Origin of the sequence: Glutamicibacter sp. ZJUTW (genome assembly GCF_008370855.1) — a bacterium.
Taxonomy (GTDB): Bacteria; Actinomycetota; Actinomycetes; order Actinomycetales; family Micrococcaceae; genus Glutamicibacter; species Glutamicibacter nicotianae.
The window spans coordinates 883,570-896,563 of the sequence record NZ_CP043624.1 but is presented as its reverse complement, the minus strand read 5'-3'; the positions used below and the strand labels follow the sequence as shown (position 1 = coordinate 896,563).

Here is a 12,994-nt window from a genome sequence, read left to right as displayed (position 1 = left end):
TTGACTGCCGCCCAAGCAGATGAGCACCCTAATCTTGAACGCATGTCTACTAACGCACCTGCATCTAAGCTTCCCCGCTGGATGACCAGTTTCGGACCGCAGATCATTGCGGCACTGATTGTCGGTCTCCTTTTGGGCCTCGTGGCCAAGTACACCGGCAGCACCGCCGAAGAGCCCAACGGCCTGGGTGAAGCCCTGTCGATCATTGGATCCAGCTACGTAGCCCTGCTGCGCACCGCGGTAATCCCGCTGATCTTCTTTGCAGTTGTCGCCTCGATTGCCAACCTCGCCAAGGTCACCAATGCAGCACGGCTCGCATGGCAGACCCTGCTGTGGTTCGCCATCACCGCTCTGGTCTCCGTTGTCATCGGCATGGTCCTCGGCACCGTTTTCCGCCCCGGAGCGAATACCGGCCAGGACATGCCGGACGACTACACCGGCAAGACCGGCGACTGGCTAGGCTTCCTCACCGGATTGGTCCCAGCCAATTTCCTGGGCCTGGGCGCCAGCACCAAGCTTGCCGATGATGCCACCGCCACCACCTCGATCAGCTTCAATGTCCTGCAGATCCTGGTGATTGCCATCGCTGTGGGCATCGCCGCACTCAAGGTCGGAAAGGCAGCAGAACCCTTCCTGGCGTTCTCCACTTCTATCTTGGCGATCATCCAGAAGGTCCTCTGGTGGATCATCCGCATTGCACCGATCGGCACGGTTGGCCTGATCGGCAACGCTGTAGCCACCTACGGCTGGGACACCATCGGCGCGCTGGGCAAATTCACCGTAGCGATCTATGTCGGCCTGGCACTGGTGCTGTTCGCGCTGTACCCGGTCCTGGTCCGTGCTCATGGCCTGTCCATCAAGCAGTACTTCTCGGGCGTTTGGCCAGCCGTGCAGCTGGCCTTCGTCTCGCGCTCGTCGATTGGCACGCTGCCATTGACCCAGCGCGTCACCGAACGCAACCTCGGCGTGCCTTCGGGCTACGCTTCCTTCGCGGTGCCGTTGGGCGCCACCACCAAGATGGACGGCTGCGCTGCCATCTACCCGGCGATCGCCGCCATCTTCGTTGCCCAGTTCTTCGGCGTCGAGCTCTCGCTCACCGATTACTTCCTGATTGCCCTGGTATCCGTCCTGGGCTCGGCGGCAACCGCAGGCACCACCGGCGCCATCGTGATGCTGACGCTGACCCTGTCCACCCTGGGCCTTCCACTGGCAGGCGTCGGCTTGCTGATGGCCGTTGACCCGATTATCGACATGGGCCGCACCGCGGTGAACGTCGCGGGACAGGCACTGGTTCCAACCATTGTCGCCAAGCGCGAGGGCATCTTGGACATCGACATGTACAACGCTCCACGCAATGGCAATCCTTTTGCCGACGAAAGCATCTCGGCTCCAGATGCTGAGGCAGCCGCGGCCAAGTAGGCATTGCTGGTGATGATCGGCGCACGGGCATTTTCGCCCGTGCGCCGATTTCTTGTTTAAGGTCACACCCACTCCTTTTGCACAGAGTGCAACTTTGCACGTAGTGTAATCATGTGACTTCTCCAAGTACCGGCACCCGCCGCGAACTGAACAAGCAGGCGACGAAACAAGCCATCGTCGAAGCCGTCGCGGATCTGCTCCGCCACGGCTCTGGCACCGCGCTCACTGCGACCCAGATCGCCGAGGCGGCAGGAATCTCCCGGCGAACGCTCTTCAACTACTTCCCCTCGGTGGATGCGGTCTATTCCTATCCGCTGCATCAGGTTCTGGGAACCATGGTGGATTCCATCAGCGACCTGACTGATTCCATGCCATTGGTGGAAGCGATCATCGAAGCGCTCAAGTCCGATGATGTCGCGCGGCTGCTCGGACAGGTGGCTCACTTCGGTGCGTTCTTGCGGACCGAAGGTGCCAACTGCGGCTTCCCCGCCATGATGAATGAATGGCAGACAGCCGCCACTGAAGTCATCGAGAAGGTGGCCCGACGCTATCCGCACGCCAATACCTTCACCGTCAGGGTCTTCACCCATGCGCTGCTCGGCGCAGGCCAAGCCGCCTTCGACGAGTGGATCGAACGTCTGCCCGCCACCGAAACTGTCGGCATGGACATCTCCCCCGAACTCATTTCCGTCTTCCATTCCTTGATTACCCAGGCCATGGAAACCCTTGACGAGGGTTTCAAGGCCTTGCCGCTTTCCAGCACTAGCACCATGAAGGACATCTAAGCTCATGGCTTCCCTCCTCTACCGCCTCGCGCGATGGGCACACCTGCACCGCTACCGCGTCATTTCGATGTGGCTGGCAGCCTTCATCTTCATTGGGCTGTGCGCCAGCTTGTTCATGGGCCAGCTGTCCAATACCTTTACCCTTCCGGGAACCGAAACCCAGCGCACCCTGGACCGGATGAAGGAAGAACTTCCGGATCTCGCCGGCGGTTCCGGCTCCATCGTGTTCCGCGAAAGCTCGGACCGGCCGCTGAATGAAACCCAGAAGCAGGCCATCGCCGAGTCCTTGGACCAATTGGGCATGCATTCCCAGGTCATCGAGGCCATGAGCCCTTTCGAATTGCAGGAACAGCTCGACAAGGCGCAGCCTGAGCTGGACAAGGCGCAGCAGGAACTGGTTGACGGCCAGAAAAAGCTGGACGATGCCAAGGAGCAAATTGCCGAAGGCAAGGTGCAGCTCAAGGATGGCCGTGAGGAGCTCACCGAAGGCTGGGCCCAGTACTTCGACGGGCAGAAGGAAATCCAGGATGCTGAACCGCAGATCGCCGCAGCCGAAAAGCAGCTGGCCGATAGCCGCGCACAGCTGGATGCCGGGCAGCGTGAGCTGAACTCCGGCCGCGAGCAGCTGGAGGCTGGCGAAGCGAAGTACGAGGCCGGATTGGCCCAATACAAGGACGGCAAGGCCGAATACGACGCGGGCCGGGAACAGTTCAAGGCTGGCGAGAAGAAGCTCGAAGCCGCCGATGCCAAACTGGCCGCGGGCGAAAAGGAATACCAGGCTGGCATGGACCAGCTGCTCGGCGACTCCTCCCGCAAGGAATTCGAGGCAAACCTGTCCGACGGCAAGAAGGAAGCCACCGCGGGTCTGAAGGCTGCCGAGGACGGACTGGCCGAGGCACAGGCAGGCCTGGCCGAAGCTGAAGCGGCGATCAAGAATCTGCCTGCCCGGATAGAGAACACCCAGCAGCTATTGGCTGAGGCCGAGGCCGCTGGAAACCAAGAAGAAATTGATACATACACCAAGCAGCTAGCGAAGCAAGAAGGCAGCTTGGCTGAGGCGAAAGCCGCGAAAACCGCAGCAGAAACCGGAATCGACGAAGCGACCGACGGCAAGCAGCAGGCTACCGACTCGCTGGAGCAGATCGCCACCGCCGAAGCCGGCCTGAAGCAGCTTGATGCCGCGCGCAAGGAACTCGACGCCGGCCAGGCCCAGGCCAAGGCCGGCCACAAGGAACTGGAAGCCAACCGCGGCCAGCTTGATGCCGCCGAAACCCAGCTGGATGCAGCCAAAGCGCAGCTGGATGCAGCCAAGAAGGAAATCGCCACCAACAAGGCGAAGCTGAACCAGGGCCAGGCCGAGCTCGATGAAGGCCGCGCCAAGCTGGAAGCCGGGCAGCGTGAATTCGATGCCAAGAAGGCCCAGTTCCTTGAAGGCAAGGCTGAACTGGCAGCAGCCAAGAAGCAGCTTGAAGACGGCGAAAAGACCATCAAGGAAAAGACCGCCGAGCTCGAGCAGGGCGAAAAGGATGTCGAGCAGGGCCTGAAGGACCTGGAGTCCGGCCGTGCTGAGCTGGAATTCGCTTCCCGACAGGTGGGCGCGAGCTCCGGCATGCGTTTCGTTTCCGAGGACGGAAGCACCGCAGTTTCGCAGGTAAGCTTCAAGGTCCAGACCGATGCCCTGACTCCCGATGACCGCGAGCAGATCAAGGCCATCGCTGCAGGGCCGCAGGCCAATGGGGTTCAGGTGCTGTTCTCCAAGGAGATCATGCAGGACATGTCCCAGGTCTTCGGCGCTTCGGAAATCGTTGGCGTGGTGATCGCCGCCATCGTCCTGCTGGCCATGCTCGGCACCTTGGTTGCCGCCGGCTTGCCGCTGCTGCTGGCGATCCTCGGCGTGGGCGCCGGCGTGGGCACCACCATGGCGTTCTCCTCGCTGATCGACATGGCCTCGATTACCCCTGCCTTGGCGCTCATGCTGGGCTTGGCGGTGGGCATCGACTACGCGCTGTTCATCATCCACCGCCACCGCTCGCAGCTGCTGTCCGGCATGGAGGTCGGAGAATCGATTGCACGCGCAGTGGGAACCAGCGGCAACGCGGTGGTCTTCGCCGGCCTGACCGTGATCATTGCGCTGGCAGCACTGGCTGTCCCGGGACTTCCGTTCCTGACCGTCCTGGGCCTGTCGGCCGCGTTCACCGTATTGTGCTCGGTGCTGCTGAACATCACCCTGCTGCCTGCGCTGCTGTCCTTGGCTGGCAACAAGTTGGTATCCAAGCGGGCCCGCAACAAGGCGGCCGCCGATGCCGAGAATCCGAAGGTCAGGGAATCGGTCTCCACCCGCTGGGTGCGCATGGTCACGAAGATCGCAGTCCCAGTGGCCTTGCTGGTGGTCGTCGTTCTGGGTGCCATCGCCCTGCCGGCCACGCAGATGCGTACCGCATTGCCCGATGGCAGTGCTGAACCTGCTGATTCGCAGGCCTTCCAGGCCTACGAGCAGACCAGCGACAAGTTCGGCTCGGGCTACAACGGCCCGCTGCTGGTCCTGGCTGACCTGCCGGCCGGGCTGAGCGAGCGCGAAGCCGAGGAGAAGAGCCTCGACGTGGCTGACCTGCTGCGCGAATACGACGGTGTCGTGGCCGCCATCCCGGTCACCATGACCGACGACCGCAGCTTGGCCGCCATCCAGGTGATCCCTACCGATGGCCCGTCCTCGGAAGCCACCGAGGCGCTGGTGCACGAGCTGCGCGCAGACTACTCGAAGTTCTCCGAAGCCACCGGCACCGATATTGCATTGACCGGCCAGGTTGCCGCGCAGATTGACGTCTCCGAGAAGGTCACCTCCGCGCTGGTCCCATACCTGAGCATCGTGGTTGGCCTGTCGCTGATCCTGCTGCTGCTGGTCTTCCGCTCGGTAGTGGTTCCACTGCTGGCTACCGGCGGCTTCCTGCTTTCGCTCGCGGCCGCCTTCGGCGCCAGCGTCATGGTCTACCAGTTCGGCTGGTTCTCCGCGCTGTTCGATGTCAACGTCCCAGGTCCGCTGCTGTCCTTCCTGCCGATCCTGCTCACCGGCATCCTGTTCGGCCTGGCCATGGACTACCAGGTCTTCCTGGTCTCGGCGATGCGCGAACGCTACGCCCACGGCGAGCCTGCCAAGGAGGCGGTCCGTTCCGGCTTCTCGATGGCAGCACCGGTGGTCACCGCGGCCGCGCTGATCATGATTTCGGTCTTCGCCGGCTTCGTGTTCTCGCACCTGGCAATGATCCGGCCGCTCGGTTTCGCGCTGGCCTTCGGTGTGCTCTTCGATGCGTTCATCATCCGCATGACCCTGATTCCTGCAGTCATGCACCTGCTGGGCGACAAGGCCTGGTACCTGCCCAAGTGGCTGGACAAGATCTTGCCCGACGTTGATGTGGAAGGATCGAAGCTCAACGAAATGCTGGAATCCGAGGACAACGCTTCCCAAGACGGCTCCAGCCAGGACCAGACCAAGGAGAACGCGGCAGTATGAGCGAACAGCTGAATCCCGAACCCCGGCTGCTCTTGGCTTCGGCTTCCTGGGGACGCAAGAAAGTTCTGTCCGATGCCGGCATCATGTTCACCACCCAGGTATCCGAGGTGGATGAAGACGCAGTGCTTGCCGCCGCGGTGGACCGCGATGGCGATCAGTCGCCAGCGCAGACCGCCTTGCTGCTGGCCCGTGCCAAGGCTGAGAATGTGGCGCAGGCCGGGCAGCCGGATGGCACCGTGGTGCTGGGTTGCGATTCGGTCTTCGAGCTTGATGGCGTGGCCTACGGAAAGCCGCACACCGCGCAGGTGGCCCGCGAACGGTGGCAGCAGCTGAGCGGTGCCACCGGCATCCTGCACTCGGGCCATTGGCTGATCGATACCGCCGATCCAGCCCAGGCCCGCGGCCAGGTCTCGTCGACCGTGGTGCATTTCTCCACCGTGAGCGATGCCGAGATCGAGGCCTACGTAGCCAGCGGGGAACCACTGCCCTGTGCCGGAGCCTTCACCATTGATGGGCTGGCCGCGGCCTTCATCGAGTCCATCGAAGGCAACTTCCAGAACGTTGTCGGTTTGGATGTCTTCGTGCTGCGCGGCCTGCTGGCGCAGGCCGGGATCAGCCTCGTGGATCTCTGGAAATAGCCCGGCTCTTGCCGGATGGTGGTGCCTTCCGCTGCATGGCGGAAGGCACCTTTTTCATGCCTGCAGTTCCTTGCTCAGCAGCATCTGCTCCTCGGCGAAGCCGCGCTGGCGCATGATGCGGCGCCGGCATCGGCGGCATTGGAGGTATTCAACAATTCCAGTGGACGTCGGATGGCTGGATTCGGTCTGCCAGCAATGCTCGTGGAGACCAGTTTCTTCGCGGGAACCAGCGGCTTGGATGTGCTGTGCAGTAGTCATGGCTCCAGCATGATGTAATCTTCTTATGCAACTCAACCCTTACGGAGAATATGCGGTGCTGCTGGCCGCATCGCTGGCCAATGATTGGCCCGCGGACCGCGATGGCATCGAGCGACGCGCCCGTGAGCACGGCATGACCATGCCCTTTCCGCGGCTTGGTTCGGACTACGTCCAAATGCGCGCAGTGATGGATGACTGGCTGGACATCGTTGACGCACCGTCGGATGCCGAACGGGCACGGCTGCTCAATGCGCAGACCGCTCGCGCTTCAGCCTATCCGCGCCTGGTTGACCATGATGACGAGGGATGGCACCTGCACTATCGCGATGACGGCCAGAGCATGCCCCAGGTGCTGCGCTCCGTTTTTTCCGTTGGCACGGCATTGCATCTGACCACCCGAGGCATGCACCGGCTGCGGCACTGCGAAGCGGAACCGTGCACCAACGTGGTTGTGGACGTGACGCGCAACGGGCGCCAGCGCTACTGCTCTGTGCGCTGCGCCAATCGCGCGGCAGTCAGGCGCCACCGTGAGCGGCAGGCGTAGCTGCCGAGCCCGCTCCACGCTGAATCCAAAGCACATTGACTTGGCTGGATGCCCCGTGGGTTTGCCAAGGCATGAAGTCCCGTCCACAGTTGCCTGTCCCGGGCGCGGCTCCGGCATGGGCGGGCCCCTCAGAGCGCAAGGTAGATTGGATTAATCAGCATTTCAGGAATTCCATGCCAGCCACCCAGCTAGAACACGAGAACGTTCTCGTGGATCCTGGTCCACCCCGCATCTTCCCAGTGCGAGATGTCAGTTCCGGCCCGGACCAGCATCATCGCTGTTTCGGGAGTACTCACCTCAACAATGGCATCCGCACCCCCTGCTCCGCCGCATCCGCCAGCAGCGGAGTCTTCTCCATCGACGAACTTGAAGAGGCAGGCAGTCTGCTTATCGGCAGAAGCGACGGCGAAGTAGTCAGCACCGCCATTTGCCACCAGGAAACGCACGGACTGCGAGTCAAGGTTTGCCAGCTGGCTCTTATCGCCTGGCCACTTGTCAGCTTCGCCAGGTTCTCGGTCCAGCGCCGGAATTCCGGTCCCGCTGGAACAGGCTGCCAGTGCCAGCGTTCCAGCAGCGAGCAGCGCGCACAGCGCCTTTCTCCGGTTTCCCACGGCGGCCTCCTTGTTTTTCATAGTATCGACAGCCTAGTTCGACCGGCACAGGACGGATAGGGCAGATGCCAGCACCTCCGACATGCAAGCGGAAAGCGGCGTTCCCTCCATGGCCCGGCGGGTGGTAGCGGCCGCAGGCCATATCGGGCGGGTGCAACGAAGCCATAGAGCGAGGCAGCTTTGTAGGATTCCTCTAAAAATTTCACCCTAACACCCTCGTTTTAGGCGATAACTACATATAGTTCCCACAAAAACGATAGGCTCTAAGCTGAGAAACCCTATTTTTAAAAGACAAGGTTCATGATGAATCCATTGACGAAGGTGCTTATCGCCAACCGTGGCGAGATTGCAGTGCGTATTATCCGTGCCGCCCGCGACGAGGGAATCGAGTCTGTTGCGGTCTATGCCGACTCGGATCGCGATGCGATGCATGTGCGCCTGGCTGACGAAGCCTACGCACTGGGCGGTACCACCGCCGCTGAATCGTACCTTCGCATTGAGAAGATCCTGGACGCCGCCGAACGCTCCGGCGCCGACGCAATCCACCCTGGCTACGGCTTCCTCTCGGAGAACGCCGAGTTCGCCCAGGCCGTGATCGACGCAGGCTTGACCTGGATCGGTCCTTCGCCGGAATCCATCGACAAGCTCGGCGACAAGGTAAAGGCCCGCCACATCGCTGAAAAGGTGGGTGCTCCGCTGGTGCCCGGCACCAAGGACCCGGTGGCCTCGGCGGACGAGGTGTATGCCTTCGCCGACGAGCACGGACTTCCATTGGCGATCAAGGCCGCTTACGGCGGTGGCGGACGCGGCATCAAGGTTGTCCGCAACCGCGAAGAAATCGGCGAGATGTACGATTCGGCAGTCCGTGAAGCCGTCGCGGCTTTCGGCCGCGGCGAATGCTTCATCGAACGCTTCCTGGATGCACCGCGCCACGTGGAGACCCAGTGCCTGGCCGATACCCATGGCAATGTGGTTGTCGTTTCCACCCGCGACTGCTCGCTGCAGCGCCGCAACCAGAAGCTGGTCGAGGAAGCCCCGGCCCCGTTCCTGAGCGAAGAGCAGACCTCCCGGCTGTACGAAGCTTCCAAGGCCATCTTGCGCGAGGCAAACTACACCGGCGCCGGCACCTGCGAATTCCTCGTGGGCCAGGACGGCGTGATCTCGTTCCTCGAGGTCAACACCCGCCTGCAGGTCGAGCACACGGTCTCCGAGGAGATCGCCGGCATGGACCTAGTGCACGAGCAGTTCCGCATCGCCCGCGGCGAGGAACTGGGCTACGGCGACCCCGAACTGCGCGGCCACTCCTTCGAATTCCGCATCAACGGCGAGGATGCCGGCCGCAACTTCATGCCGACCCCAGGCACCATCACCAAGATGAACCTGCCCACCGGCCCCGGCGTCCGCGTGGATTCGGGCATCGAGCAGGGCGAGACCGTTTCGGGGAACTTCGACTCGATGATCGCCAAGCTGATCGTCACCGGCCCGACCCGTGCAATCGCCGCCGCCCGTTCACGCCGCGCCTTGGAGGAATTCCAGATCGAGGGCATGGCCACCGTGCTGCCATTCCACCGCGCAGTCATGAGCGATCCGTCATTCGTTCCGGCAGAGGGATCCTTCAAGGTCCATACCCGCTGGATCGAAACCGAATTCGATACCGTCATCGAGCCTCACCCTATGCCCATGGGCGGCGAGGAGGCAGCCGAGGAAGAACGCACCTGCGTGACCGTCGAGGTTGGCGGAAAGCGCTTGGAAGTCACCCTTCCCTCGTCGCTGGGCTCCGTATCCTCGAACGGTGCCGAGAAGGCCGCAGGCAAGAAGAAGCGCAAGCCCGGCCGCAAGGCAGCCGGCGCCGCTGGCGCGAACAGCGCAGAGCTGCGTTCGCCAATGCAGGGCACCATCGTGAAGGTTGCCGTCGAGAATGGCGACACCGTTTCCCAGGGTGATCTGATTGTCGTGCTGGAAGCGATGAAGATGGAGCAGCCGATTACCGCCCACCGTGATGGCGTGGTCAGCGGCCTGGACATCGCTCCGGGCGAGACCCTGTCATCGGGCGCCGTCATCGCGTCGATCGACGAAGCCAAGTAGTACCCGCCATGAACACCTGAGGGCCTGGACAGAATTGTCCAGGCCCTCAGGTGTTCTTCTTTCAGCCCGCTGCTTCTATCCTGGCGCCTGCCCATGCTCTGCCCAGTGCACCATGGATGCCCTGAGATGATCGGGCATGAGCAGGAACTTCGGTTCAAGTTCTTCCCAACCCGGCATTTTCGCCTGGCGGCTAGCCGCTTCGTGGGTCGCATCGATATCTTGTTCGGTATCGAGCCCGCTTCCGTTCTCGCCCACCAAGCTCAGGTGGTAGATCCACACCGAACCATCGGCTTCCACATGCTTGAAGGTTGCTTCCAGCGCGGCCCGCTGCGCGGATAAGGATGCTTCGCATTCGTCGTAGCGATTATTGAGCGTTTCCATCCAGGCACCAAAGTTCTCGTCTTGCCCATCCTTGATCCTTGAACGGCTCAGCTCCAGCCGCATGCCCTGCGGCACCGAAGACGGCATAGCAAAACCGGGAAAGTCACGAGGCGTGGGGTTATAAGGAACATAAGGCTCTTTGTCGTCCATGATGTGATGCTTGCAGAATCCGCCAGTTTTGTCACGGCCACGCAGAGGTGGGAATTCGGGCAGACCCAGGCTACTGCCGAGCGAGCCAGGCTTCGAATGTTTCGTGGCCTAGCCTGGCGGAACTGCCGGGCAGCAGTCGCCCATCGCGCATTGCCTTGCCCATGGGACCGGGAACAGGCACTTCAACAATCTTTGGCGACTTGCCGCGGGATTTCAGGTACTTGGCAATCAAGTCGGGAGCGTATTCCTCTTGCGGTCCCGCAAGGTCTAGCACCACACCCTGTGCGGGTCCCCCGGCAAGGGCAACGAGCGCGGCGGCCACCTCGCTGCCTGCGATGGGCTGCATCCGCATTTTCGGCGCCATCTGCACCGGCCCCGCGCCCAGCCGGCCGACATTCTGACCAATGAATTCGTGGAACTGTGTAGTGCGCAGCAGGGTGTAGCCGCCGGGAAGCATTTGCAGCATCCGCTCTTGCGCCGCTTTGCCGGCGTAGTAGCCAGAATCCACCGTGGCTGCGCCAATGATTGAAAGCGCCACGTGGTTCTGCACCCCGGACTCGCGTCCTACGCTGACGAGGTTGGCCGTCGATTGGGTGAAATAACGCATGGAGGCCGCCGCACTCGCGGTGCTGGCTCCGGAAACATCGATGACCGTTTGGCAGTCAACCAGCCACTGCTCGACCGCGCTGCGGTTCGTCAGGTCGCATTCCGCAGACCGTGCGAGCACCACTGGTTCGTGGCCTGCATTCTTGAGCTGTTCCACCACCAGCGTGCCGATGGCACCGGTGCCTCCCGCAACTGCGATACGCATGAGCGCTCCCCTTCGGTATGGAACATGTCGTGTCCCATGCTTCCATGCCGTGCATGAAGTTGTAAGGGCGGGGCACTCATTCATCTCGCCTTCACCCATGCTCGGCGGCAATGGGAAACGGCCCGGCGAATCATCATTGCCAGATGATTCGCCGAGCCGTTCACTCAGCAAAGCTGTCGAATTACTCGACCCATTCTTCCATGTCCATGTCCGAGGTGTCGCGAGTCATGAACAGCGCAACCAGGGTCAGTACCGCACCAAGCGCCAGGTACAGGCCAACACCCAAGGTGTTGCCGGCACCGGCCTTCCACAGGGCCACAGCCACGAAGGAGGCAGGGGCCGCGCCGATCACCGAGGACAGGTTGTAGGCAACGGCCGAGCCGGTGTAGCGAACGTTCGAAGGGAACAGCTCTGGCAGGTAGGCGGCCATCGGGCCGAAGGTCAGGCCCATCAGGGTGAACCCGATGATCAGACCGGCCATGGCAGCGCCCTGGCCTGGTCCGAAGAACAAGGTCCATGCCAGTCCGAAGACCAGGATGCCCGAGGTGACCCAGATCAGGAACTTGCGGCGGCCGAACTTCTCAGCCAACGGGCCCGAAACCACGGTGAAGATGCCGAAGAAGACAACGCCGATGATCAGCATGGTCAAGAAGGTTGGGCGTTCAATGCCCAGGCCTGGAACGAAGCCGGTTGCGTCAAAGGTCTTGCCCTTGGCTTCAGCGGCAGCCGTCGCCTGCTCGACGCTGGCTGGCTGGGTGCCGTAGGTCAGGGTGAAGGAGGTCATCAGGTAGAACAGCACGTAGGTTGCCAGCATGATGAAGGTACCTGCCAAGGTTGGCCGCCAGTGCTTCTTCATGGTCACCGCGAATGGCGACTTCACGACCTTCTTCTGGTCCAGAACCTTCTGGAAGGAGGAGGATTCGACCAGCTTCAGGCGTACCCACAGGCCAATGATCACCATAACTGCCGAGAAGTAGAAAGGAACGCGCCAACCCCAGGCCATGAACTGTTCTGCAGTGCAGAAGGTCTGCAGGGCCACGAACATCAGGTTTGCAATGATGAAGCCGATTGGGGCGCCCAGCTGAGGGAACGTGCCGTAGATGGCGCGCTTGTTCTTCGGAGCATTCTCGGTGGCCAGCAGCGCCGCACCGGACCATTCGCCGCCCAACGCCAGGCCTTGGGCGAAGCGCAGCAGCACCAGTGCGGTCGGAGCCAATACGGTCCAGTGGCCGGCAGCCGGCGGCAGGAAGCCGATCAGGAAGGTAGCGATACCCATCAGCAGCAACGAGGCTACCAGCGTGCCCTTGCGGCCGAGCTTGTCGCCGTAGTGGCCGAAGATGATCGAACCCAGCGGACGAGCCACGAATGCCACACCGAAGATCGCAAACGAGGAAAGGATCGCGTTGATGGTGGAAGCGTTGGGGAAGAACAGGGCTGGGAAAACGAGAACCGACGCGGTGGCGTAGGCATAGAAGTCGAAGAATTCGACAGTGGTGCCAATCATGCTGGCGAACAGCACGCGACCGCGGGTGTTTTCCTTCGGCGCCACTGCTTGGTTAGCCTGCGACATGTGAGGCTGCTCCTTAGAGTGAAAGTACGAGTGAGATATACAATTTTGCTGTCATAATCGTAAACCTCAGTGACCAGTATTCGGATATTGATGTCCATTATTTGGACACATGCTTAATGGAATCTGAACCACGATCGGCAAATCGCAGGCCTACTAGCGCGAATATGCACTTCCACATATTGAGACGTGACCTGAGAAAACAGTTTTTACACTTATATCAGAGTCGTTCGCCAA

General features: G+C 61.7%; 11 protein-coding genes. 6 read left to right on the top strand and 5 right to left on the bottom strand.

Annotation, left to right across the window (positions count from 1 at the left end; translation table 11 throughout):
• Positions 1 to 42 precede the first annotated feature (42 nt).
• From F0M17_RS04240 to F0M17_RS04225, 4 genes are all read left to right on the top strand, one after another.
• Positions 43 to 1,419 carry a dicarboxylate/amino acid:cation symporter gene (locus F0M17_RS04240; RefSeq protein WP_141359261.1) on the top strand — a complete coding sequence of 459 codons (1,377 nt, stop codon included), beginning with the start codon at positions 43 to 45 and terminating at the stop codon, positions 1,417 to 1,419.
• A gap of 113 nt (positions 1,420 to 1,532) precedes the next feature.
• Positions 1,533 to 2,204, top strand: coding sequence for a TetR family transcriptional regulator (locus tag F0M17_RS04235; protein WP_038989831.1), 672 nt, complete (start codon positions 1,533 to 1,535; stop codon positions 2,202 to 2,204).
• 4 nt (positions 2,205 to 2,208) lie between these two features.
• Positions 2,209 to 5,712, top strand: coding sequence for an MMPL family transporter (locus F0M17_RS04230; RefSeq protein WP_149596493.1), 3,504 nt, complete (start codon positions 2,209 to 2,211; stop codon positions 5,710 to 5,712).
• Entirely contained in the window at positions 5,709 to 6,350 is a 642-nt protein-coding gene (locus F0M17_RS04225; protein ID WP_038989833.1) for a nucleoside triphosphate pyrophosphatase, read from the top strand. Before F0M17_RS04230 ends, F0M17_RS04225 begins: the two co-directional genes overlap by 4 nt.
• 54 nt (positions 6,351 to 6,404) lie before the next feature.
• On the opposite strand, the gene F0M17_RS04220 is transcribed toward F0M17_RS04225, so the two are convergent.
• A complete protein-coding gene (locus F0M17_RS04220; protein WP_149596492.1) occupies positions 6,405 to 6,608 on the bottom strand; it encodes a hypothetical protein in 204 nt (67 codons plus the stop codon).
• Between the two features lie 25 nt (positions 6,609 to 6,633).
• On the opposite strand from F0M17_RS04220, the gene F0M17_RS04215 reads away from it, so the two are divergent.
• The gene (locus F0M17_RS04215) at positions 6,634 to 7,152 is read left to right on the top strand and encodes a CGNR zinc finger domain-containing protein (RefSeq protein WP_149596491.1); all 519 of its coding nucleotides are present in this window, start codon (positions 6,634 to 6,636) and stop codon (positions 7,150 to 7,152) included.
• Between the two features lie 188 nt (positions 7,153 to 7,340).
• Here the strand turns inward: F0M17_RS04215 and F0M17_RS04210 are convergent, their stop codons facing one another.
• Positions 7,341 to 7,763, bottom strand: coding sequence for a hypothetical protein (locus tag F0M17_RS04210; protein ID WP_149596490.1), 423 nt, complete (start codon positions 7,761 to 7,763; stop codon positions 7,341 to 7,343).
• 300 nt (positions 7,764 to 8,063) lie between these two features.
• Between F0M17_RS04210 and F0M17_RS04205 the strand changes: the two genes are divergently transcribed.
• Complete coding sequence (locus F0M17_RS04205) at positions 8,064 to 9,848, top strand: biotin carboxylase N-terminal domain-containing protein (protein ID WP_149596489.1); 1,785 nt, start codon at positions 8,064 to 8,066, stop codon at positions 9,846 to 9,848.
• A 75-nt stretch (positions 9,849 to 9,923) separates the two neighbouring features.
• Here F0M17_RS04205 and F0M17_RS04200 read toward each other — a convergent pair whose 3' ends face one another.
• The 3 genes from F0M17_RS04200 to F0M17_RS04190 form a co-directional block, all read right to left on the bottom strand.
• Entirely contained in the window at positions 9,924 to 10,379 is a 456-nt protein-coding gene (locus F0M17_RS04200; RefSeq protein ID WP_233125301.1) for a DUF6176 family protein, read from the bottom strand.
• A 70-nt stretch (positions 10,380 to 10,449) separates the two neighbouring features.
• Positions 10,450 to 11,190 carry an SDR family oxidoreductase gene (locus F0M17_RS04195; RefSeq protein ID WP_168201947.1) on the bottom strand — a complete coding sequence of 247 codons (741 nt, stop codon included), beginning with the start codon at positions 11,188 to 11,190 and terminating at the stop codon, positions 10,450 to 10,452.
• Between the two features lie 181 nt (positions 11,191 to 11,371).
• Positions 11,372 to 12,760, bottom strand: coding sequence for an MFS transporter (locus F0M17_RS04190; RefSeq protein WP_038989839.1), 1,389 nt, complete (start codon positions 12,758 to 12,760; stop codon positions 11,372 to 11,374).
• Positions 12,761 to 12,994 lie beyond the last annotated feature (234 nt).